General features: G+C 69.5%; 15 protein-coding genes. 6 read left to right on the top strand and 9 right to left on the bottom strand.

What is annotated here, in order from left to right; all coding sequences use genetic code 11:
* The first annotated feature begins 131 nt into the window (after positions 1-131).
* The 3 genes from AP234_RS03375 to AP234_RS03385 all read left to right on the top strand — a co-directional run bounded on the left by AP234_RS03375 (position 132) and on the right by AP234_RS03385 (position 11,157).
* On the top strand, positions 132-4,292 hold the full coding sequence (locus AP234_RS03375; protein WP_083501720.1) for a LamG-like jellyroll fold domain-containing protein: 4,161 nt from the start codon (positions 132-134) through the stop codon (positions 4,290-4,292).
* Positions 4,293-4,400: 108 nt separating this feature from the next.
* Positions 4,401-10,745: an RHS repeat-associated core domain-containing protein gene (locus AP234_RS37760; protein ID WP_055477988.1), complete on the top strand. Its 6,345-nt coding sequence runs from the start codon at positions 4,401-4,403 to the stop codon at positions 10,743-10,745.
* A gap of 1 nt (position 10,746) precedes the next feature.
* Positions 10,747-11,157 carry a hypothetical protein gene (locus AP234_RS03385; RefSeq protein WP_055477989.1) on the top strand — a complete coding sequence of 137 codons (411 nt, stop codon included), beginning with the start codon at positions 10,747-10,749 and terminating at the stop codon, positions 11,155-11,157.
* 173 nt (positions 11,158-11,330) lie between these two features.
* On the opposite strand, the gene AP234_RS03390 is transcribed toward AP234_RS03385, so the two are convergent.
* The 8 genes from AP234_RS03390 to AP234_RS03425 form a co-directional block, all read right to left on the bottom strand.
* A complete protein-coding gene (locus AP234_RS03390) occupies positions 11,331-11,963 on the bottom strand; it encodes an HAD family hydrolase (RefSeq protein WP_083501721.1) in 633 nt (210 codons plus the stop codon).
* Between the two features lie 51 nt (positions 11,964-12,014).
* On the bottom strand, positions 12,015-12,521 hold the full coding sequence (locus AP234_RS03395) for a DUF6912 family protein (protein WP_055477990.1): 507 nt from the start codon (positions 12,519-12,521) through the stop codon (positions 12,015-12,017).
* A gap of 100 nt (positions 12,522-12,621) precedes the next feature.
* Positions 12,622-13,278: an HAD family hydrolase gene (locus tag AP234_RS03400; RefSeq protein ID WP_235557932.1), complete on the bottom strand. Its 657-nt coding sequence runs from the start codon at positions 13,276-13,278 to the stop codon at positions 12,622-12,624.
* Positions 13,279-13,351: 73 nt separating this feature from the next.
* Positions 13,352-14,503 carry a beta-N-acetylhexosaminidase gene (gene nagZ, locus AP234_RS03405; RefSeq protein WP_235557933.1) on the bottom strand — a complete coding sequence of 384 codons (1,152 nt, stop codon included), beginning with the start codon at positions 14,501-14,503 and terminating at the stop codon, positions 13,352-13,354.
* A gap of 602 nt (positions 14,504-15,105) precedes the next feature.
* Positions 15,106-15,363 (bottom strand): HPr family phosphocarrier protein, encoded by a 258-nt coding sequence (locus AP234_RS03410; RefSeq protein ID WP_055477991.1) that lies wholly within the window; start codon positions 15,361-15,363, stop codon positions 15,106-15,108.
* A 169-nt stretch (positions 15,364-15,532) separates the two neighbouring features.
* Positions 15,533-15,979: a PTS sugar transporter subunit IIA gene (locus tag AP234_RS03415; protein ID WP_055477992.1), complete on the bottom strand. Its 447-nt coding sequence runs from the start codon at positions 15,977-15,979 to the stop codon at positions 15,533-15,535.
* Positions 15,980-16,091: 112 nt separating this feature from the next.
* Complete coding sequence (locus AP234_RS03420; RefSeq protein ID WP_055477993.1) at positions 16,092-16,328, bottom strand: PTS transporter subunit EIIB; 237 nt, start codon at positions 16,326-16,328, stop codon at positions 16,092-16,094.
* Positions 16,329-16,430: 102 nt separating this feature from the next.
* Positions 16,431-17,465 (bottom strand): SIS domain-containing protein, encoded by a 1,035-nt coding sequence (locus AP234_RS03425; RefSeq protein WP_055478240.1) that lies wholly within the window; start codon positions 17,463-17,465, stop codon positions 16,431-16,433.
* 154 nt (positions 17,466-17,619) lie between these two features.
* On the opposite strand from AP234_RS03425, the gene AP234_RS03430 reads away from it, so the two are divergent.
* The 3 genes from AP234_RS03430 to AP234_RS37765 all read left to right on the top strand — a co-directional run bounded on the left by AP234_RS03430 (position 17,620) and on the right by AP234_RS37765 (position 20,666).
* Positions 17,620-18,360 carry a GntR family transcriptional regulator gene (locus tag AP234_RS03430; protein WP_055477994.1) on the top strand — a complete coding sequence of 247 codons (741 nt, stop codon included), beginning with the start codon at positions 17,620-17,622 and terminating at the stop codon, positions 18,358-18,360.
* A 39-nt stretch (positions 18,361-18,399) separates the two neighbouring features.
* Positions 18,400-19,740 carry a PTS transporter subunit EIIC gene (locus tag AP234_RS03435; protein WP_055477995.1) on the top strand — a complete coding sequence of 447 codons (1,341 nt, stop codon included), beginning with the start codon at positions 18,400-18,402 and terminating at the stop codon, positions 19,738-19,740.
* Between the two features lie 245 nt (positions 19,741-19,985).
* A complete protein-coding gene (locus AP234_RS37765; protein ID WP_055477996.1) occupies positions 19,986-20,666 on the top strand; it encodes an Rv3235 family protein in 681 nt (226 codons plus the stop codon).
* A 75-nt stretch (positions 20,667-20,741) separates the two neighbouring features.
* Here AP234_RS37765 and secA read toward each other — a convergent pair whose 3' ends face one another.
* Positions 20,742-23,543 carry a preprotein translocase subunit SecA gene (gene secA, locus AP234_RS03445; RefSeq protein ID WP_055477997.1) on the bottom strand — a complete coding sequence of 934 codons (2,802 nt, stop codon included), beginning with the start codon at positions 23,541-23,543 and terminating at the stop codon, positions 20,742-20,744.
* Positions 23,544-23,677 lie beyond the last annotated feature (134 nt).

A 23,677-nucleotide genomic window follows, 5' to 3' on the forward strand; every position in this document is an offset into this window, starting at 1 on the left:
GACAAGTTTCCTGTGAAGATTTCTCATGATCAGTGATCATATGCACCATTGGTCACGTGTGACGCGATCATCACCCGCGCCACATCGTCACAGGGGTAAGGCGGGGCTTGGTGGATCGAAGTTTGGGTTGTGTGGTTCTGACCACCGTGTTGGCCACCGCGATGGTCATGACCGGGGCCACGGCACAGGCGACCGCTTCCCCCACACCGGCAGGTGAGACGGCGTCCGGCGGAGCCTCGATGAGCGAGCCCGGCGATCGGAAGGCGGTCACGGACGAGGCGGCCAAGCGGCGTGCCGGCGAGACCGGCGAGCCGGTGGAGATCCTCGCCAGGCGGGGCGAGGACCGGGAGGTGTTCGCCAACCCGGACGGCTCGTTCACCGCCGTCGAGCATCTGCGTCCGGTCCGAGTCAGGCGGAACGACTCATGGGTGGCGCCGGACACCACCCTGGTGAAGCGTCCCGACGGGTCGATCGGGCCGCGCGCGGCCACCGTCGGGCTCTCGCTGTCCGGCGGCGGCGGTGACGTGCCGCTGGCGCGCATGGCCCGGGCCGGGCGCGAGTTGTCGCTGAGGTGGCCGGGCGGGCTGCCGGAACCCGAACTGCGGGGCGACTCGGCGATCTACCACGACGTGCTCAAGGACGTGGACCTGATCGTACGAGCCGACGTCGACGGGTTCTCGCACACACTGGTGGTGAAGAACCGGGAGGCGGCGGGGAACAGCGCGCTGGCCCGGCTCACCTTCGGGCTCGAGGGCTCCGGGCTGGGCATGCGGCTCGGCGAGGACGGCACCGTCAAGGCCGTCGACCAGGCCGCCGGCGGCACCGTCTTCGAGGCGCCTTCCGCGATTATGTGGGACTCCGGCACACCCGAGGCGACGAAGGGTGAGCGGGCCGCGGCTGCCGACGCGACCACCGGCCCGGACGGCACCGCGCTCCTCGCGGCCGGCCCGGCGGAGACCTCCAAGGTGGCCGACCTGGGCACGACGGTGCAGGACGGCGCCCTCACCCTCACGCCCGACCAGGGCATGCTCACCGGACCGGACACCCGGTTCCCCGTCTACATCGACCCGGTGTGGAAGACGGTCAAGGCCTCCGCGTGGGCCTACGTGTCCCGCGCCTACCCGTCCACGTCGTACTACAAGTTCAAGGGCAAGCCCGACTCCGGCATGGGGCTGTGCTCCGGCGACCCCAACTGCGCCGCCTCGGACGTCAAGCGCATCTTCTACCGGATGCCGACCAGCGCCTACGCCGGGAAGTACATCATCTCGGCGGAGTTCGTGGCCAAGGAGACCTGGTCGTACTCCTGCACCGCCCGCCCGGTCGAGCTGTGGCGGACCAAGGGCTTCGTGGAGGGCTCGACCTGGAACTCCACGAAGGACAACTGGCTGGAGCGCCTCGACACCCGCAACGTGGCGAAGGGGTGGTCGTCGAGCTGTCCGGCCGGCGACGTCGAGTTCAACGCCACCAAGGCGGTCAAGGACGCCGCGGCCGGCAAGTGGTCGACGACCACCTTCGGCCTGCGCGCCGAGTCCGAGAGCAGCGCCTCCGCCTGGAAGCGCTTCGCCGACGACGCCTACCTCCGGGTCAACTACAACACCCCGCCGCCTCAGCCGAAGATGTCGGACCTCTCGATGAACCCCGGCGGCAAGTGCGTCTACTCTCCCCCGCCCGCCGTACGGGTGCCGCCGACGATCTCGGCCGTCCTGCACGACCCCGACTCGGCGGACGCCAAGAAGGTGTACGCCGAGTTCGGCGCAAGCTGGGACGGCGGGCAGAAGTGGACCTCCGGAAAGATCGGCCCGAAGACCACCGGCTCGACGTTCCAGGTCACCCTGCCGTCCACCATCCCGGAGAAGAAGACGATCAACTGGTACGTCCGCACCTGGGACGGCTACCAGTACAGCCCCTGGAGCTACGCGGGGGACGCGACCGCCTGCTACTTCACCTACGACAAGAGCGTGCCGGCCGCCCCGGTGCTGTCCTCCACCGCCTACCCGCAGTCGGACCCGGAGAACGAGAACGACCCGTGGTACGACGGGGTCGGCCGCTACGGCCGCTTCACCGCCCAGTCCTCGTCGTCCGACGTCGTCAAGTACTGGTTCGGCGTCAACTCCAACCCGACATCGGCCAACGAGCGCAAGCCCGGCTCCCCCGGCGGTCCCGTGACGATCGACATCGCGCCCGACCACGCGGGGCCCAACTACCTGACCGTCAAGGCCTTCGACGCGGCGGGCAACTCCAGTGAGATCGGCCGGTACGTCTTCCGGGTGCGGGCGGGCTCCCCGGCCAAGGCGGAGTGGCCATTGGACGACCCGCAGGACTCGGCGCAGGTCTCCGAGACGTCCGGGGCGTTCCCCGCGTCCGTCGTCGGCGGCGTGACGCTCGGGGTCGACGGCATCAACCGCACGGCCATGCAGCTCAACGGCACAACCGGCCATGCCAGGACGGCCGGGCCCGTGGTCACGACCACCACCGGCTTCGCGGTGTCCGCCTGGGCCCGTCTCCCCGCCGTCAAACCCACGCACGCCTCGATCGTCGCGACCCAGATCGGCGCCGCGCGCAGCGGCTTCGAGCTGTACTACTCGTCCTCCTACGACAGGTGGATCTTCAACCGCTACAACACCGACACCACCGGCAGCGCGCTCTCCAGGGCGATCGGGACGAGCTCGCCACAGGGCGGCGAGTGGACGCACCTGGTCGGCGTCTACGACTCCGTGGCCAAGGACATCAAGCTGTACGTCAACGGCACGCTCAACGCCACCGCCGCATTCACCACGCCGTGGAACGCCACCGGGCCCGTGCAGATCGGCGCGGGCTGGTACGGCAAGCTCGACGCCTTCTTCCCCGGCGAGATCGACGACGTGAGGATCTTCGACCGCATCGTCACGCCAGAGGAGGTCAACAACCTGTTCACGCAGCACCCGGTCGTGGCCGCCCGGTGGAAGCTGAACGACTCGGCCGCAGCCGTACGACCGGCCAAGGCGGCCTGGAAGCTCGACGAGGCGGCGGGAGCCGGCCGCGCCGAGGACGCCTACGGCACGTATCCCGCCGGCAAGGTCGGCGGCGTCACCTTCGGCGCGGCCGGACGCTTCGGCAACGCCGTACACCTTGACGGCACGACCGGCCACCTCAAGACGACCGGACCGGTGGTCGACACCACCGGGAGCTTCACGGTGTCCGCCTGGGCGCGGCTGCCCGCCGCCAAGCCCACGCACGCCTCGATCATCGCCACCCAGGCGGGCGCCCAGCGCAACGGCTTCGAGCTGTACTACTCGTCCTCCTACGACAGGTGGATCTTCAACCGCTACGACACCGACACCACCGGCAGCACGATCACCAGAGCACAGTCCACGGCGGTCCCCCAGGGCGGCGTGTGGACCCACCTGACCGGCGTGTACGACGCGACCGCCAAGCACATCAGGCTCTATGTGAACGGGCAGCTCAACTCGACCACCGCCTTCGCGAAGGCGTGGAGCGCCACCGGGCCGGTGCAGATCGGCGCGGGCTGGTATGGCGGCCTCGGCTCCTTCTTCCCCGGCGAGATCGACGACGTGAGGATCTTCCCCGAGGTCGTCAGCGACTCGGAGATCGCGACGATGGCGAGCGGGGCTGCCGCGACCCTCGCCGCCGACGACGGCCCGGCCGGACGGCACGTCATGCTGTACGGCGACGCCAAGATCGACCAGGGGGCGGGCTGGGTCGGTACGCCGCCCGGCGGTCTCGTGCTGGACGGCACCGGCGACTACGCCTCCACCACCGCACCCGTCATCCGGACCGGGGAGAGCTTCACCGTCGCCGGGTGGGTGACCACGGCGGGACGACCGGCCAGAGCCCAGGCGATCCTGAGTCAGGAGGGCGCGACCAACAGCGGCTTCACCCTCCGCTATCAACCCGACTCCGCCGATCCGGCGAACGCCGGCGGCTACCAGATCGAGATGCCCGACAAGGACGCGGCGGGTGCGGCGCGGCCCACCGCCGACCACTCGGCGTTCCAGTCGGGCTTCGACTGGGATCACGTGGCGATCGTCTACGACGCGTTCCAGGACCAGATGCAGCTCTACGTCAACGGCGAGCTGGAGCAGACCGAGGACGACGTGTCCTGGCGCTACAACGTCATCGGCTTCAGCGCCGGAAAGGGCTTCCAGCTCGGCCGCACCAAGGCGGACGGCGCATGGGGCGAGTACTGGTCCGGAATGATCGACGACGTGTGGGCCTTCCAGGGCATCGCGAGCAAGGAGCAGATCCAGATGCTGGCCGGCGGTGTCGAACTGGACACCGACAGCGGCCTCTGACCCGGACGCGGATCGGTGGCCCGGCCTGAGCCCCCGATCCGCGCAGAACTCGGAACTCGAACCGGCCTCGCGCCGCCGACCGCGCCGAGGCCGTAGCGGAGGTTGCACATGAACGGGTTACCAGACCCGATCAAGGCGTTGTCCAGACCACCTCTCAGCGGCTGGATCGCCGCGACGACGGCGATCGTTGTCGCCGCGAACACGCTGGTGGCCCTGCCCGCCAGCGCCGAGACGACGGCCGACATGGGCCGGCCACAGGTGCACAGCAAGGAACGAGTGGTGCGCGGCGAACCGCTGCGCGTCACCCCGCGCAAGCCCGACCCGGCGGGCGGCGAACCTGCCTCCGCTCCCAGGGCCTCCCTGAGCGGGGTGAAGGTCACCTCCGCGGCGGAGGTACGGGTCCTCGATCGCACGGCGGCCGAGCGGGCCGGCGTCGACGGCCTGGTCTTCTCGGTACGGAACCCGGCACGCGGCGAGGTCAAGGTCGACTACTCGTCCTTCGCCGACGCCTACGGCGGCTCCTTCGGCAGCCGGCTCCGTCTGGTGCGACTGCCCGGGTGCGCGCTGACCACCCCGGGCGACCCGGCCTGCCGTACGCAGACTCCGGTCGACGCGGACAACGACGCCGAGAACCGGACGCTCACCGCCCGGCTCGAACCCGAGCAGGCCGAAACCAAGGAGACCGAGCAGACCGAGCAGACCGAGACCGAACCCAAGCAGGCCGAGACCGAGAAGAAGGCGCCGACGCCGGCGGGCGAGGCGACTTCAGCGGGCATCGCCGCGACGGCGGGCGAGCCGACCGTGCTCGCCGCCGTCTCCGGCGACTCGAGCGACAAGGGCGACTACAAGGCGACGAAGCCGACGCCCTCCGCCAGTTGGACGGTCGCCGAGCAGACGGGCGACTTCACCTGGTCCTACCCGCTGCGGGTGCCCCCCGTCCCCGGCGAGCTGTCGCCCAAGGTCGAGATCGGGTACTCCTCCGGAGCCGTCGACGGCCGCACCTCCAACACCAACAACCAGCCGTCATGGGTGGGCGAGGGATTCGACTACTGGCCCGGCTACATCAAGCGCGGCTACAAGCCCTGCGCCGACGACGGCGCCCCCAAGGACCAGTGGGGCACCTCCCCCGGCGACCAGTGCTGGGCCTACGACAACGCCGTGATCAGCTGGAACGGCCGGGGCGGCGAGCTGATCCAGGCCGCGGACGGCACCTGGCGGATGCGAAACGACGACGGCACCCGCATCGAGCGCGTCAAGGACACCGGCAAGGCGAACGGCGACGACGACGGCGAGTACTGGAAGGTCACCACGCCCGACGGCGTGCAGTACTTCTTCGGCCTCAACCGGCTGCCGGGCTGGAGCAGCGGCGACCCGGAGACGAAGTCGGCCTGGACCCACCCGGTCTTCGGCGACGACGCCGGTGAGCCGTGCCACGGCGGCACCTTCGCCACCTCCTGGTGCCGGCAGGCCTACCAGTGGAACCTCGACTACGTCGTGGATCCGCACGGCAACGCGATCTCGTACTTCTACCAGCAGGAGACCAACCACTACGGCCGCAACCTCAAGCCCGAGGACGAGACCCCGTACGTGCGCGGCGGCTGGCTCGACCGCATCGAGTACGGCAGGCGCGCCGACAGCCTGTTCACCGCGAAGGCCCCGGCGCGCGTGCTGTTCGACGTCTCGGAGCGCTGCCTGAAGACCGGCGGCTTCGACTGCGCGCCGAACAAGATCCGCGACAATCCGACGCAATGGCCGGACGTTCCGTACGACCTGAACTGCGAGGCCGGGACCGAGTGCAAGTCGACGCACGGGACGCTCGCGCCCACGTTCTGGTCGCGCAAGCGGCTGACCGGCGTCACCACCCAGGTCATCAAGGCCGACGGCGCCTACCGGGACGTGGACCACTGGGCCTTCGACCACCTTTGGGGCGACGCGGACGTCGACCAGGCACTGCTGCTCAAGTCGATCGGCCACACGGGACGCGCCGCCGCCACCGCGGTCACGCTGCCGCCGGTGACGTTCAATCACGTACAGTTGCCCAACCGGGTGGACCGGCTCGGCGACGACATCCCGCCGTTCATCAAATACCGCGTGGGCGCGATCTACGACGAGTCCGGCGGGCAGATCGACGTCGATTACTCCGAGCCCGACTGCGCGCTCGGCTCGCTGCCCGCCCCCGAGAGCAACACGCGTCGCTGTTTCCCGGTCAAGTGGGCACCGGCCGGCCACGCCGAACCGATCACCGACTGGTTCCACAAGTACGTCGTCACGCAGGTGGTGCAGAGCGACAGGACCGGCGGCGCGCCGGACACGCTCACCGCGTACGAGTACCTCGACGGCGCCGCCTGGCACTACGACGATGACGACGGCATGACCAAGGAGAAGTACAAGACCTGGTCGCAGTGGCGGGGCTACGGCCGGGTCCGGGTGCGGACCGGTGGCTGGAACGACCTGCGGTCGCAGATCGAGACGCGATACCTGCGCGGCATGGACGGCGACCGGCTGGGCCCGAACGGCGGGACCAGGAAGGTCACCGTGTCCGACGGCGAGGGCGGCAGCGTCGTCGACAAGGACGAGTTGCAGGGGTTCGAGCTGAAGCGGACCGAGTTCGACGGCGTGGGCGGCTCCGTGGCCGTCAAGACCGTCAACACGCCGTGGACCCGGCAGACGGCCAGCCGCACCAGAAGCTGGGGAACGGTCACGGCGAACATGGTCAATGTGGCGAAGAGCCACACGTGGACGGCGCTGGACGGCGGGAAGTGGCGGGAGACCGAGAAGGCCACCGAGTACGAGACCACCGCGGGCCTGCCCGTCCAGGAGGACGACAGGGGCGACCTGGCCACCACGTCGGACGACCGGTGCACCAGGACCACCTACGCGCAGAACAAGCCCGCCTGGATGCTGCAGTACCCGTCCCGGGTGGAGACGGTGGCGGTCGACTGCCAGACCACCCCTGACCGCGCCGAGCAGGTCATCGCCGACGACCGCACCTTCTACGACGGCGGAGCCTTCGGAGCCGCGCCGACCAGGGGCGACCTCACCAGAGTGGAGCGCATCGCCGCCCACGACGGCACCACGGCGGTCTACTCGCCCAAGGTGATCTCCACCTTCGACGCCTACGGCCGCGACCTGACCGGCAAGGACGCCGCCGGCAACGTCACGACGACCGTCTACACGGACACGGGCGGCCTGAACACCAAGGAGACCACGACCGGCCCGCCGACGGTCCCCGGCGACGCCGCCACCTCCCACGTCACCGTCGAGGAGAAGGACCCGGCGTTCGGTCACGAGACCGGGAAGATCGACGCCAACGGCAAGCGCACCGACCTGGAGTACGACGGGCTCGGCCGGCTGCGCAAGGTGTGGATGCCCGACCGCTCCAGGTCCTCGGGCCACAAGCCCAACCTGGAGTTCACCTACCACGTGGCGGACGGACAGATCGTCGCCATCGGCACCAGGAAGCTGACCGCGGCGGGCGGCCAGACCGCCCCGACGTACGAGCTCTACGACGGGCGGCTGCGACTGCGCCAGACCCAGGAGCCGGGGCCGAACGGCGGCAGGCTGATCACCGACAAGCTGTACGACTCACGTGGCAACGTCGCCAGGGAGTACGGCCAGTACTATTCAACGGCCGCGCCCTCGACCACGCTGTTCGGCGCCTACGAAGGCGACGTCGAGTCGCAGAAGGTCTTCGAATACGACGGCCGCAACCGGGTCACGATCGAACGGTTCCTGGTCGGCAACGGCGACCTCCAGGAGAAGTGGCGCAACGTCACCACCTACTCCGGCGACCGGGTCTCCGTCGACCCGCCGCCCGGTGACACACCGGTGACGACCGTGCTCGACGCCCGCGACCGGATCGTCGAGATGCGGCAGTACAAGGGCGACTCCCCCACCGGGGACTACGACAAGACGACCTACACCTACACGCCGGCCGGCCAGGTGGAGACCGTCAAGGACCCCGCCGGCAACGTCTGGCGGCACACCTACGATCTTCGCGGCCGGGAGATCCAGGTCGACGACCCCGACAAGGGCACCACGAAGACCGAGTACGACGAACTGGACCGGGCGATCTCCACGACCGACGCCCGGGGCAGGAAGATCTTCACCGGCTACGACGCGCTCGGACGCAGGACCTCGACCCGCGAGGGCTCGCCGAGCGGACCGCTGCTGGCGGCCTGGACGTACGACACCGTCCGCAAGGGGCAGGTCTCCACCTCCACCCGGTACGCGAACGGCCAGGCCTACACGACCACGGTGAACGCCTACGACAACCTCTACCGGGCGATCCGCACCACCGTGACGGTGCCCGCATCGGAGGGAGCGCTGGCGGGCGGCTACGTGTTCGACACGCGGTACGCGCTGGACGGCACGATCCAGTCCGCCACCTATCCCGACTCCGGCGGGATTCCGGCCGAGACCGTCGTCTACTCCTACGACGAGTTGCGCAGGCCCACCACCACCTCGGGGCTCAGCCCGTACGTGACGGCCTCGATCCACAGCCTCACCGGCAAGCCGGAGCAGTACGAGCTGTCCACCGGCGGCAAGAAGGCCTGGCTCACGTACTCCTACGAGTACGGCACGCAGCGTCTGCACGCGTCGCGGGTGGACCGCGAGGGCGTTCCCGGCGTCGACCGCGACGCGACCTACGGCTATGACGCCGCCGGCAACGTTCTGTCGATCTCCGACGTCTCCCGCGGCGGCACGGACACCCAGTGCTTCGCCTACGACTACCTGCGCCGCCTGACGCAGGCGTGGACCCAGGGCACGAGTTCCTGTGCCGCCGCGCCGGGCCAGGCCGTCGTCGGCGGTGTCGCGCCGTACTGGCAGTCCTTCGAGTACGACCTGACCGGCAACCGGACCAAGGAGATCGAACACGGTGTCGGCGGCGCGGCGGACACCGTGCGGGCCTACGACTATCCCAGGCCCGGCAGCCCGCATCCGCACGCGCTCGCCTCGGTGACCCAGACGGGCGGCGCGGGCGACCGGGTCGAGTCCTACGGCTACGACGAGGCGGGCAACACCACCAGGCGGGCGATCGGCGCGGCGGACCAGACGCTCGAATGGGACACCGAGGGCAGGCTGAGCAAGGTCACCAAGGGGGCCGAGGTCACCTCCTACCTGTACGACGCCGACGGGAACCGGCTGATCCGCCGCGACCCCGGCGGCACCACCCTCTACCTGCCCGGCATGGAACTGCGCCTGGACAAGGCCACCACCAAGGTCAAGGCGACCCGCTACTACACGCACGACACGGTCACCGTCGCGGTGCGCACGACGGAGGGCGTGAGCTTCCTGGCCGCCGACCAGAACGGCACCGGCGAACTGGCGATCAACGCGGTGACCCAGGCGGTCAGCCAGCGCCGGTTCAAGCCCTTCGGGCAGTTGCGCGGAGCACCACCGGGATCATGGCCGGGCGAGAAGGGCTTCGTCGGCGGCACGGTGGACGACTCGACCGGGCTCGTCCATCTGGGCGCCCGGGAGTACGACCCGGCGATCGGCCGGTTCATCAGCGTGGACCCGATCATCGACCACCACGACCCGCAGCAGATGAACGGCTACGCCTACGCCAACAACAACCCGGTAACGTTCACCGACCCCGACGGCAAGTTCTGGGGAAGCTGGCTCGCCATCCTGCTGGCGATGCTGCGCGTCCTCATGGCCCTGGCCGCCCGTCGCAGCGGCGGCGGAGGCGGGGGCGGCGGCAGGGGCCGTGGCGGTGGCGGCGGGGGTGGGGGCGGCTACACCGGTGGCGGCGGTGGCGGCGGCGCACCGCACCGGTCCACGCCCACCTTCGGAACGACCGTCAAGAGCAACACCATGAGCAGCGTCGACCCCCGCAAGTTCACCGCTTTGGGATGGCTGGCCTACGGTCTGGGCGGTCCTTCGGACATGCTCTCAACCTGGGGCGCCAATATCGCCGAGCAGGGCCGGATCATGGGAGGGATCTACAAGCTCAGATCCGTCAGCTTCCCCACCGGCAACTGGAAGACCAAATGGCTCTGGAAGGGGCTGAGCAAGTGGTATGACGCCAAGGCGAACCGAGTCGAGGCACGCGGGATCAAATGGGGCAACCGGCTGGGCAAGGCGGGCAAGTTCGTCGGCAGGTTCGGCGTGGTGGCGACGTTCGCCGACGGAGCCCTCACCCAGTGGAACAACGACAAGGGCAAGGACATCAACGCCGGCGAGAAGGTCGCGCGGGCCGGCATCCGAGGCGCGGCCGTGGCCGGCGGCGCCTACGCGGGCGCCACGATCGGGGCGGCGGCCTGCAGCCCGGGCGTCGTGCTCGCCGCGGTCTGCGGTGCCGCGGGCGCCTATGTCGGCGGACTCGTCGGAGGCGTCGTAGGCGACACCGCGGTCGCCGCGTACGACAAGGTCCGCAAGCCGGTGGCGAATGTCACCAAGTCGATCGGATCGGGTATCAAGAAGGGATGGAACAAGCTCTTTGGCTGACATGACCGTCGGCTTGGCCGCCGAGGCAGCGGGCTATCCGCACGCGCCGGGGTGGGCGGTGCTCGTCACCGCCCTCCTGGCGGTCCTCGGTTTCGTCAACCACGTCAGGTTCGTCCGAGCGGACGGGCAGAGCACCTGGGCGGGCCGCTACTTCGACGAGGACGGCCCGAAGGAGTTACGCAACCTGCCCTTCGCCCAGCTCCCCGGTGCGATCATGCTCGCGATGTGGGCGATTATGCTCGCGTACACGTGGATCTCGGGGAACGAGGCGTGGGACGCGGTGATGGGCCTGTTCCTCTTCGCCTCGTTCGCCTTCGGCGCGGTGGCGGTCAAGCGGCTCTATCGCCCGCCCCAGAAGGCGAAACCCCGCTGGCTGCTCGACGAAGAGCGCCGGCTCTCCCCGCCGCCGTGATCTTCCGGTATCACGCACAGAGCGGAGCGGCCCGTGCCTTCGAGCGCGGGCCGCTCCGTTTTACGCGGCCATGCCGATCAGCTCTGCGCGGCCGTGTTCTCCGCGGCTGTGTTCTCCGCGACCAGGCTCTACGCGACCAGGCTCTGCGCGGCCAGGCCGATCAGACCAGCCGATCAGACCAGGTCGAGGGCGTCGGCGAGTGAGTCGACGACCGGGACGCCGACGGTCTTGAGCTCCGACCGCCTGCTCATGCCACCGGTGTAGAGGATCGCGCGGGCGCCGACGTGGTGTGCCGCGTGCGCGTCGTCCACGCTGTCGCCGATGACGACCACCTTCTCCGGATCCAGGCCGAGCGCCTTCAGGTGCGCGACCATGTGCTCGGCCTTCGGGCCGCCGGACGCGGAGCGAAGCCCGTCGACCCGGATGAAGTGCCCGTCGATGCCCAGGTCGCCGACCTTGCCCACCAGGCGCTCGTGCGCCCACATCGACAGCAGCGACTGCGTGCGTCCCGCGTCCTCCCAGGCCCGGAGGCTCGACAGCGCGCCCTCGGCGAGCTGGCAGACCTCCATCAGGCGGTGGTAGTTCTCGTGGAAGCCGAGGTCGAGGGCCTCCCACTCCCCGTCCCTGAGCGGCCGGCCGAGCATGCGCTCGTACGCCACCCAGATCGGCCGGGTGTACACCTCCCGGAAGCCCTCCACGTCGTACGGCCCCAGCCCGTACGGCTGGAAGATCTCGTTGGTCGCTCCGACGACCGCGTCGATGTCGTGGAAGAGCGTGCCGTTCCAGTCCCAAACTATGTGTGTCATATCGCCCTTGAGCCTAACCGTGGCCGCTGACATTTCCATGAACGCCGGGCGTCAGTTCAGGAGATAGGGGATTTCCTGGGTGGCGTACCACATGAGCTCGTGGTCTTCCGCGCCGTCCACCACGAACCGCGCGTCGTCGTCACCGGTGTCCGCGGCGGGAAGCACCGCCATCGCGGCCTCCACGTCCGGCACGGCGTCGATGTCGTCCACGTGGACGGCGGCGACCTTCGCCAGCGGCACCGGGTCGAGCAGCCGCACCCGCCCGCGGTCCTCCAGATCCGTACCGACCTTGACCAGGTCGTCCGGCATCTCGGCCGCGATGACGACCCGGCGGCCGACGGCCTTGATCCCCTCGGCCCGCTCCGCCGCCAACATGCGCAGCGAGGCCCGGGCCGCCTCGGTCAGCGCCACGTACTCCAGTTCCTCTGTGTCACCCGAGACGTACCACTCCACCAACGCGGGCGTGACCGCGTAACCGGTCAGCGGGGCGGGTCCCAGCTCTCCCGCGGCGGCCAGCTCGGCCAGCGCGGAGAGCGTGCACGGCAGATACACGCGCATGCGTTCCTCGACTCACGATGTCCGGAGGGCGAAGGCCCCCGGAGGACCAGATTCCCACCTTAGGGCCGCCGGGGATGCGGGTTGGAAGAACCGGGCCGTGTCATGCCGACCGGAATCGCATGTCGAAGAGCCGCTCCATCTCGGTGATGGTGGCCGGCGGGTCCGTGTGGTGGATCCCGACGAGGCCGAGGCCCGAGGCCGCCTGGATGTTCGCCTCGATGTCGTCGATGAACACGCACTGCCCGGCCTCCAGAGCGAGCAGGCCAAGCGCGTGCCGGAAAATGCGCGGCTCCGGCTTACGCATGCCGACCTCGCCCGAGATCACGACGGCGTCGAAGAGCCCGTCCCAGCGGTCGCGGGGATATTCGTTGGCCCAGGAATTGGACACCAGGCAGGTGCTCAGCCCGGCCACACGGGCCAGCCTGAGCATCTCGTGCATCTCCTCGACCGGCCGGAACCCGGCGAACATCCGGGTGAGCAGGCCGTCCGCCTCTGGCGGCACACCGTCCACGGTCAGCAGCCGGGCGGCGAGGTCCCGTTCGAACTCGGCGGCCGGAATCTCGCCGCGCTCCAGCGCGTGGATCGGGTTCTCCATGCCCGGCCCGAGCCCGCCCTCGTACGCCTGCTGGACCAGCCGGCGCATCACCTCCCGGTAGTGCCGGGAGTCGATGCGGTCGGCCTCCATCCATTCGGCGATGGAGTCGACCATGCTCGTCGTGAGCACACCGGCCCAGTCGATCAGGACGCCCTTGAGCACCGCACCCCCCTTTGACGCTCATCCAATATAGGCGGCGGATCACCCGAATCCCACGCACGACGTAGCGTCATGATCAGGGTTTCGCGGCCACACGCCCGGTCAGCCGTTTGGCGATCTTGAGATGCTCGGCGGACCGCACCGCCGACGGATCGGTCCGCGTGGCCTTGAACACGCCGCGCTTCTGCTTCAGCAGAAGGATGCGCAGCACCGACTCGTCGAGCCGTTTCTCGGTGATCCGCCCGGACTTGACCGCCTTGAGCACCGCGTTGTACGCCTTGGGCAGGTCGGGCGGCATGAGCAGGACGTCGACCCCGGCCAGAATGGCGCGCACCGCCACCTCGGAGTCGCCGTACTTCTCGCGCACCCCCGCCATGTCGAGCGCGTCGGTGGTGATCACTCCGTCGAAACCCAGCTCCCCGCGGAGCAGGCCGGTCAGGATCGGCTTCGACAGGGTCGCCGGATCGCCGGACGGATCGAGCTCCGGCATGACCACGTGGGCCGTCATGATCGCGTCCACGCCGTGTTCGATCGCCGCGCGGAACGGTGGGGCGTCGAGGCGTCGCCACTGTGCCTTGGAATGCTTGATCACGGGAAGACCCGTGTGGCTGTCGACCGTCGTGTCCCCATGGCCGGGGAAGTGTTTGGCGACCGAGGCGACACCGGCGGCGTGGAAGCCGTCCACGGCCGCCCCCACCATGGCCGCGACCTTCCGCGGATCGGATCCGTAGGCCCGGGGGCCGATCACCGGGTTGCGGGGGTTGATGTTGACGTCGGCGACCGGGGCGAAGTCGAGCAGGATGCCGAGCGACCGCAGTTCCTTCCCGGTGACCCGGGCCGCGTCGCGGGCGTTGGCGGGGTTCCCGGTGGCCCCGATGGCACCCGCGCCCGGCAGCTTCGTGATCACCGAGCCGAGCCGGGACACGGTGCCGTTCTCCTGATCGACTCCGATCACCAGGGGGGTCTTCGACGCCTTGCGCAGCCCCGTGGTGAGCGCGGCGATCTGACGGGCGGTGGAGACGTTGCCCGCCCAGGGGAAGAGGATCACGCCGCCCGGCCGATACTTGGCGACCACCTCGGCCGGCGTCGCCACGCCGTACCTCGCCCGGTTCTCGTTGCTGGAGGAGCCGGCGTGCGAGCCGTACACGACGGCGAAGAAGAGCTGCCCGACCTTGTCCTCCAGGCTCATCGCGGCGAGCGCCTCCTGGGCGATCGCCGGCGACGCCACCCCCGACGGCTCACTGTCCCGGGGCTCGGCGCCCGTAGGACCGGCGGCGGCAGCGGAGGTGCCCGGGGCAGGAGACGCTCCCGGGGCCGGGGCGCTCTGCCCTGCCGAGGCGTACGGAGACCGGGCAGGCGAGGCCTCGGTGCCGCCGGACTGCGCCGACCAACCGGCCGAGCATCCCGTCGCGAGCAACACCGACAGGCCCAGGACGACGGCGCGACCGGCTCTTGCGCCACCGCTCGCAACCCACGCACCGAACGCGCCGCCCGCCCTCCGGGGTGGCCCCGCTCCTCTGGGCCCGACTCCGATCGGTCCGGCCGCTCCCGCAAATCGTGACACGCTGTTTACCGTAGCCGCGCGAGTCACATCCTTGCCGCTTGACCTCCCGCCTGTGGATAACCCGGCGCTTCTCACCGTCCCGGCGCGCGTCCCCCGCCGACTGCAAGATCAGCTAACGCAGCGGCGCAGGTCAGGACGCGCGCCTGCAAGGATCTGCAAGATCACGGAAGGGATGTGCGCAGGTCAGGGGGCCTCCATGCGAGAATTCGCAAGATCACGGGGGTGGGGGTGGGGGCGGGGGGATCCGCTGGGGCGCCGCGTCGAGATCAGGAGGCCGACACGATCTCGACCAACTCGTCGAGCAGCTCGTCGGCGCCATCGCCCTCCGCGGCGACGACGATGAAATCGCCCTGCTCGACGTCGAGGGAGAGCACCGCGAGGATGCTCTTCGCGTTCACCGCCGGGCCGTCCGCCTTGGCGATCGTGACATCGAACGGCGCCTTCGCCGCCGTCTGCACGAACGTCGCCGCCGGGCGGGCGTGCAGCCCCACCTCGGAGGTGACGGTCACCTTGCGCTCTGCCACGTTTCCTCCTTCGTCAGATGGGCCAGACCATCGATGGTTCCGCCAGGGCCAGTCAACACTCCCGATGCCGGTCCGTCACGACCAACCGGACCGGCGTGACAACCACTCGTCCTAACCGCTGGGCCGCGGTCCTGACCCCCGGGCCGCCCTCCTGGCCACCGGGCGGCCGTCATGACCACAGGAACAGCGGATCACCGGCGCCCACCCGGCCCTCGACCATCTCGCCCACCGTCCCGTCCTCGGCGTCCAGGGCCACGACGGGGCAGACCGGAGAGCGGCCCCCCGCCTCGACCGCCGCCGGGTCCCAGGCCACCACGGGCTGGCCGGCCAGGACCCGATCGCCCTCTGCGGCCAGGAGCGCGAACCCCTCGCCCCTGAGCTGCACGGTGTCGATGCCGAGATGCACCAGCACCCCTTTCCCGTCGTCCCCCACCACGATGTAGGCGTGCGGGTGCAGTTTCACGATCGTGCCGCTGATCGGGGCCACGGCGTGGCCGGGCCGCCGGTCGGGATCGATCGCCGTCCCCGGTCCCACCATGGCCTGGGAGAAGACCAGATCAGACACGGCGGCAAGGCCGATGGCCGCCCCCGCAACCGGGGCGAGAACCGTCGTCAACGGAGCGCCTTTTGCCGGAGCATCCGGCACATCTGGAACGTCCGGCCCATCCGGCCCGCTCTCCCTGTCCGTTCAGTCCTTCGCCCAGTCCTTCGCGAACCAGCCCCGCCCCTCAGCCGACGATGTCCTCGATGTCGCTGGCGATCGTGTCGGCCTCCGGGCCCACCACGACCTGGACGATGTTGCCCGCCGCCATCACGCCGTGGACACCGGCGGCCCGGAGCGCGGTCTGGTCGACCTTCGAGGCGTCACGCACCTCGGTCCGCAGCCGGGTGATGCACGGCTCCACCTCGATGATGTTGTCGGCGCCACCGAGTCCGGCGACGATCGCCTCGGCGTCTGCGGCCATGGGTCCTCCATCGGTTCTGGGTCGTCTCCGGCAAATCATGTCCTGCTGCCCGTACCCGCGGCCAAGGGACCGTCCGCCCCCGAGACGGAGGATTCGCCTGGCTCAGTCGGTCTGGGTCACCTTCTTCAGACCGCGCGGCGAGTCGGGGTCGATGCCGAGCCTGCGCGCGAGCGCCTCGGTGAGCAACTGCCCCGGAACGATGAGTCCGAGCGGCGCCACCCACTCCGGCAGATCGGGGCCGTTGAGCGCGGCGGTCGAGGCGCCGGCCAGCCCGGTGCCACCGCCCACGCCGAAGGCGGATGCGCCGGCATCGGTCACCCGCTCGGCCAGCGAGATGGTGCCGGCGAGTGTCGGCCCCTCCCCCGCCGCCACCAGGATCGCGGGGGTGTCCTCGTCGACGACCGCGATCGGGCCGTGCAGCAGGTCCGCGTACGACAGCCCCATGGCGTGCAGGTAGCACGCCTCCTTGAGCTTGAGCGCGAGCTCCAGCGCCGTCGAGAACACCAGACCGCGGCCGGAGACGACCACGCCCGGTTTGCCCGCGAGGCCCTCGACGACCGCGTCCAGGTCACCCGGGTCGGAGATCAGCTTCTCGACCGCGTCCGGGACCCGCCTCAGGTCGCCGGGGTCGACGTCGGCCCCGAGCCCGATGGCGAGCACGGCCAGCGCGGCGAGCTGGGTCGTGTACGTCTTGGTCGCGGGGACGGCCTTCTCCTCGCCGGCCAGCGTGCACAGTGCGAGATCCGCGACCTGGGCCAGCGGCGACGACTCCCCGCCGTTGGTGACGGCAATGGTCTTCGCACCGCAGTCGTGCGCCCACTGCAGGGTCTCGACGATCTCCTCGGTCCGGCCGGACTGGGACAGCCCCACGGCGAGCACGCCGTCGAGGTCCAGCCTGCGCCGGTACGTCGTGGCGATCGAGGGGGCGCCGAGCGCCGCGAGACGACCCGCCCGCGCCTCGATCAGGTAGCGGCCGTAGACTGCCGCGTTGTCGGAGGTCCCCCGGGCCACGAAGAGCACATGCCGGGTGCCTCGTGCGAGCGCCTCGACCTCCCCGGTCCTGGGCAGCAGTGCGTCGAGCGTGACACGGATGGCCGCGGGCTGCTCGGCGATCTCACCGCGCATCCTGGTAGTCATCAGATGGTCTTCCTTCGCCTCGCGAGACATGGCCGTTACCGATCCGTCTCCGGTCCATACATTGACACATATTTCCAGCATGTGGTCTAGTCCGGACTAGACCAGTACGAACGATAACTCATCACGATGATGCGGATCGAGAGGGGAGGGACCCATGGCTCAGATCGACCCGGACAGCCCGGTGCCCAAATATTTCCAACTTCGAGAGATCCTGCTCGACCTCATCGAGAGCGACGAGCTGCCCATCGGAGCGGCGATTCCCTCCGAGCGCGACCTGTGCCAGCGCTACGGCCTGTCCCGGATGACGGTACGGCAGGCCGTCGATCATCTGGTCTCCGAGGGACGGCTGCACCGGGTCCCCGGCAAGGGCACATTCGTCGCCCGCCCGAAGATCGAGCTGGCCCTCCAGCTCACCTCGTTCACGGACGACATGCGGGCGCGCGGCATGGAGCCGGGCTCTCGGGACCTGGATCGGCGCGTGGTCCGGGCCAGCGCGCATCTCGCCCGGCAACTCGGCATCCAGCCGGGGGACGCCGTGCACTTCATCGAACGGCTGCGCACGGCGGACGGGGAACCGCTGAGCATCGAGCGCGCCCACATCCCGGTGGCGCTCGCGCCCGACCTCGATGCCTACGACCTGACCGGACGGTCCCTGTACGCGCTGCTCGAGTCGCGCTACGGTCTCGTGATGGACGCCGGGGAGCTCACGATCGACGGCGGGATCGCCGACCCGGACGACGCCGACCTGCTCAAGCTGCCCAGAGGCGGGCCGGTGCTGCTGCTGCAGCGCCGTTCCTTCGCCGGCGGGGTGTGCGCCGAGCTCGGGGTCTCCACCTACCGCGCCGACCGCTACCAACTCCGGACGCTCCTCGAAATCCCGACCAGGCGCAGTTAGCGATCCTCCTCCCTGTTTCCCCCCGCTGGAGGAACATCGATGAGCCCCACCTCGGCCGACGCCGGGCTCCCCGCCGCTCCCGAGCGGCGGCAGTCTGCGGTGATGGCCGTGCTGTCTCGCATCGGCCGATCGCTCATGCTGCCGATCGCGGCGCTGCCGGCCGCCGCCATCCTCCTGCGCGTGGGCGAGGACGACCTGCTGGGCCGTACGGACAACCCGACCCTGGACAAGATCGCCCATATCGTGGGCGGGGCCGGCGACGCGCTGTTCGACGCGCTGCCGCTGCTGTTCGCCGTGGGAGTGGCGGTCGGCTTCGCCCGGCGTGCCGACGGCTCGACCGCCCTCGCGGCCGTCGTCGGCTATCTGGTCTGGGACCGGGTCACTCATCTGATGTTCTTCGACACCTCGGCCGACTCCGCCATCCGCGAGAAGGTGCTGCACACCGTCGCCGACAAGGAGGGCAGGCTCTCCGAGGCGCTCAACCTCGCGTCGGCCAACCCCACCGGCGTGCTCGGCGGCATCCTGATCGGCCTGGTCACCGCCCTGCTCTGGCAGCGCTACTACCGGATCAAGCTGCCCGCCTGGCTGGCCTTCTTCGGCGGCCGCCGGTTCGTCCCGCTCGTCACCGCCCTGGCGGCCCTGGTCCTCGGCGTGATCTTCGGCCTGATCTGGCCGCCCCTCGGGGAGGGACTCACCGAGTTCGGCGACTGGCTCGCCCGCCATTCGACGGAGGGTGCCGGGATATACGGCCTGTTCAACCGGGCCCTCATCCCCTTCGGCCTGCACCACTTCGTCAACTCGATCGTCTGGTACACGGTGCCCGGGTGCGACATCGGGACCGTCCACACGACCGGGGACATGTGGTGCTATTTCGCGGGCCAAGAGGGGGCGGGGGCGTTCATGGCGGGTTTCTTCCCGGTCATGATGTTCGGCCTGCCGGCGGCCGCCCTCGCCATGTGGCGCGCCGCTCCCCCGCACCGGCGGGCCACCGTCGGCGGCATCATGCTCTCCGCCGCGCTCGTCTCGTTCGTCACCGGCATCACCGAGCCGATCGAGTTCGCGTTCATCTTCGTCGCCCCGGTCCTGTTCGCGGTGCACGCGCTGCTCACCGGCGTCTCGATGGCCCTGGTCGCGGGCCTCGGCGGACGGCTCGGCTTCGGGTTCTCCGCGGGCGCGATCGACGCCGGGCTGAACGCGACCAAGGAGAACACGCACAACTTCCCGCTCATCATGCTGATCGGGGTCGCGTACTTCTTCGTCTACTACTTCGTGTTCAGTTTCCTGATCAAGAAATTGAACATCATGACGCCGGGTCGCGAGCCTGAGCCCGATGTCGATTCCGGAGAGCCGACGGAGTCCGTCACCCGCTCCCGCGGCTGACCGCACCCCTTCCATCGGCCCCGTTTTCATCGGTCCGTAATTCATTTCTTCGCCTGGTCGGAATTCGGCAGAAGTCAATCGGACCCCGCCAACCGTCGGGAAGCTTTCCCATGAAATGGGGAGAAAAGGACGCGTCGATCGGCAAAGTTGGCGTGGGGTGTATCAGGAGGGCGGGCCGAAACCTCTATTAGGCAGCAGATCATCCCCCTGACGAACGCCCCCCCGACGACCACCAGGGAGTCTCCATGCCCAAGCCGACCCCGCGGCCCAGGACCGCGCCGCCGAGGACCGCGCTGCCCAGAATCATGCCCGTGCCCCCGGCGGATCCGCCGTACGACGACGAGCGCGAACCGGCGGACGGCGGCGCCGCCCAGGGCGGCGGGCCCATGACGTACGGCTCACTCGCGCTGGCCCACGCGTCCCCATCGGCCGCGGCCCCGGGCACACCGGAGGCCATCCCCGGCGCCGGAACCCGGCAGAGACCGGGAGCACGCGCGGCGCAGTGGGCCAGGGACGCCCGATCGGCCCGGGAAACCCAGAGCGTCGTCAGGGAGGCCCGGGAGACCGGGGTCCTCAGGGAGACCGGGAGGATCGGGAGAACTCGGGGGATCCGGGGAGCCCGACCAGGTGAGCGGCACCTGCGCTGCCTCGGCCAGGCCATGGCCGAGGTCCTCACGGGTCGGCGGCCGGCGCAGACCGTGCAGGACAAGCTGTCCGAGCGGGCCTACCGCGAGCTGGTCCGCGCCGGGAAGATGATCCACGCCGATCGTCCCCCGATGGTGGGGCCGCCGCACGTGCAGTGGCCCCGCGACGGCGTGGCGGAGATGTGCCTGCTCGTCAGCTGCGGGACGCGCAACCGGGTGCTCGCGCTGCGCCTGGAGCGGCTCGGCGTCCAGTGGCTGATCACGGAGTTCGAGACCGCCTGACAGCGCCTTCCGAGCAGCGCCGCCTGAGAATGACGAATCCCCGCCGGGGCGGCCCCGGCGGGGATCGTCGTTCGCTTACGCGTCGGCGTTCCTCGGGTCGCCGTGGCAGCGCTTGAACTTCTTTCCGGAACCGCACGGGCAGGGCGCGTTGCGCTCGGTGTTGCCGTAGGCGGCACGCTGCTCCGGCGTGGAGCGCACCCGGTTGACCTCGACGTCACCGGTCTCGCCCGGCGCGCTGTAGACCATCTCGGTCGGACGGGACGGCCGGCGCAGCGCCTGAGCGATGATCGAACCGGCCTGCGCGACCTCCGAGTCCTCTTCGGTGTTCTCCTCGACGATCGGGTTGGCCTGCACCTCGACCTCGAGGTTGAACAGGTAGCCGACCGACTCCTCCTTGATGCCGTCGAGCATCGCGGTGAACATCTCGTAGCCCTCGCGCTGATACTCGATCAGCGGGTCCTTCTGGGCATAGGCACGCATGCCGATGCCCTCCTGGAGGTAGTCCATCTCGTAGAGGTGCTCGCGCCACTTGCGGTCGAGCACCGAGAGGATGACCCGGCGCTCCAGCTCACGCATCGCCTCGGAGCCGAGCTGCTCCTCACGCCGGCCGTACGCCTCGAGCGCGTCGGCCTTGACCTTCTCCGCGATGAAGTCGCCGGACAGGTCCTCCCGCTCGCCACCCGCGGCCTCGATGAGCTCCTCGACGGTGAACGAGATCGGGTAGAGCTGACCGAACGCCTTCCACAGCTTGTCGAGGTCCCACTCCTCGGCGAAGCCCTCGCTCGTCGCGCCCTTGACGTAGTCGTCGATGACGTCCGTGATGAAGACGTGCACCTGCTCCTGCAGGTCGGCGCCCTCCAGCACCTTGCGGCGCTCGGCGTAGATCACCGTGCGCTGCCGGTTCATGACCTCGTCGTACTTGAGGACGTTCTTGCGGATCTCGAAGTTCTGCTGCTCGACCTGGTGCTGGGCGGAGGCGATCGCCTTGGACACGATGCCCGACTCGATCGGCACGTCGTCCGGAATGTTGAGCCGGGTCATGATCATCTCGACCCTGGCGGAGTTGAACAGCCTCATCAGGTCGTCTTCGAGCGACAGGTAGAACCGGGACTCACCCGGGTCGCCCTGACGGCCGGAGCGGCCGCGCAGCTGGTTGTCGATGCGCCGGGACTCGTGCCGCTCGGTGCCCAGCACGTAGAGCCCGCCGGCCTCGATGACCTCTTCGTGCTCGCTCTTGACGGCCGCCTTGGCCTTCTCCAGCGCCTCGGGATAGGCCTGCTCGTACTCCTCCGGAGTCTCCGACGGCGACAGCCCGCGCTGCTCCAGCTCCAGGCCGGCGCGGAACTCGGGGTTGCCGCCCAGCATGATGTCGGTACCGCGGCCCGCCATGTTCGTGGCGACGGTGACCGCGCCCTTGCGGCCGGCCTCCGCGACGATCGCGGCCTCGCGCGCGTGGTTCTTCGCGTTCAGCACCTCGTGCGGCACACCCTGGCGCTTGAGCATCCGGGAGAGCTTCTCGGACTTCTCCACGCTGGTGGTGCCGACCAGGACCGGCTGGCCCTTCTCGTACCGCTCCTTGATGTCGTCGACGCAGGCCTGGAACTTGGCGTCCTCGGTCTTGTAGACCACGTCGGCCTGGTCCTTGCGGATCATCGGCCGGTTGGTCGGGATCGGGACCACGCCGAGCTTGTAGGTCTGGTGGAACTCGTTGGCCTCTGTGGTGGCCGTACCGGTCATTCCGGCGAGTTTTTCGTACAGGCGGAAGTAGTTCTGCAGCGTGATCGTGGCGAGCGTCTGGTTCTCGTCCTTGATCTTCACGCTCTCCTTGGCCTCGATGGCCTGGTGCATGCCCTCGTTGTAGCGACGGCCGTGCAGGACGCGCCCGGTGAACTCGTCGACGATCAGGACCTCGCCGTCGACGACGATGTAGTCCTTGTCCTTCTTGAACAGTTCCTTCGCCTTGATCGCGTTGTTGAGGAACTGGACGAGGTGGGTGTGCTCGGGCTTGTACAGGTTGTCGATGCCGAGCCAGTCCTCGACCTTCTCGACACCGGCCTCGAGGATGCCGATCGTGCGCTTCTTCTCGTCGACGACGTAGTCGCCGGTGCTCTCCTCGCCGTCCTTGCCCTCGGTGCCGCGGCGCAGCCTCGGCACGATCTTGGCGAACTCCGTGTACCACTTGCCGGACTGCTCGCCGGGGCCGGAGATGATCAGCGGGGTGCGCGCCTCGTCGATGAGAATGGAGTCGACCTCGTCGACGATCGCGTAGTTGTGGCCGCGCTGGACGCACTCCTCCATGGACCAGGCCATGTTGTCGCGCAGGTAGTCGAAGCCGAACTCGTTGTTCGTGCCGTACGTGATGTCCGCGTTGTACTGCCGGCGGCGCTCGTCCGGCGGCATGTTCGCCAGGATCACGCCGACCTCGAGGCCGAGGAAGCGGTGCACGCGGCCCATCGTCTCGGCGTCGCGCCTGGCCAGGTAGTCGTTGACCGTGACGACGTGGACGCCCTTGCCGGACAGGGCGTTGAGGTAGCTCGGGAGAGTACAGGTGAGGGTCTTGCCCTCACCGGTCTTCATCTCCGAGATGTTGCCCATGTGCAGGTTGGCGCCACCCATGATCTGCACGTCGAAGTGGCGCTGCCCGAGCACTCGGCGGGCGGCCTCGCGTACGGTAGCGAAAGCCTCAGGCAACAGGTCGTCAAGGGACTCGCCGTCGGTGTAACGCTGCTTGTACTCGTCGGTCAGCGCACGGAGCTCGGCGTCCGACAGGCTCTTGAAGTCCTCTTCAATGGAGTTGACCTGCTCGGCGATCCGCTTGAGCTTCCGCAGAGTCTTGCCTTCGCCGGCGCGAAGGATCTTGTCGAGAATGGCTGGCACTGTTAGTAGAGCTCCTCGCAGGTCTACCCCGGGCGATCCGCCGGGGTGTGAGGACAGACACACACTTCCCCATAGCCATCGTAGGCTGTTCCGCCACCGGACACAGCCATCGCCAATGAGCCGGAGCGGCGTGC

The sequence above is a fragment of the Sphaerimonospora mesophila genome, assembly GCF_001417795.1.
In the GTDB taxonomy this organism is placed as follows: domain Bacteria; phylum Actinomycetota; class Actinomycetes; order Streptosporangiales; family Streptosporangiaceae; genus Sphaerimonospora; species Sphaerimonospora mesophila.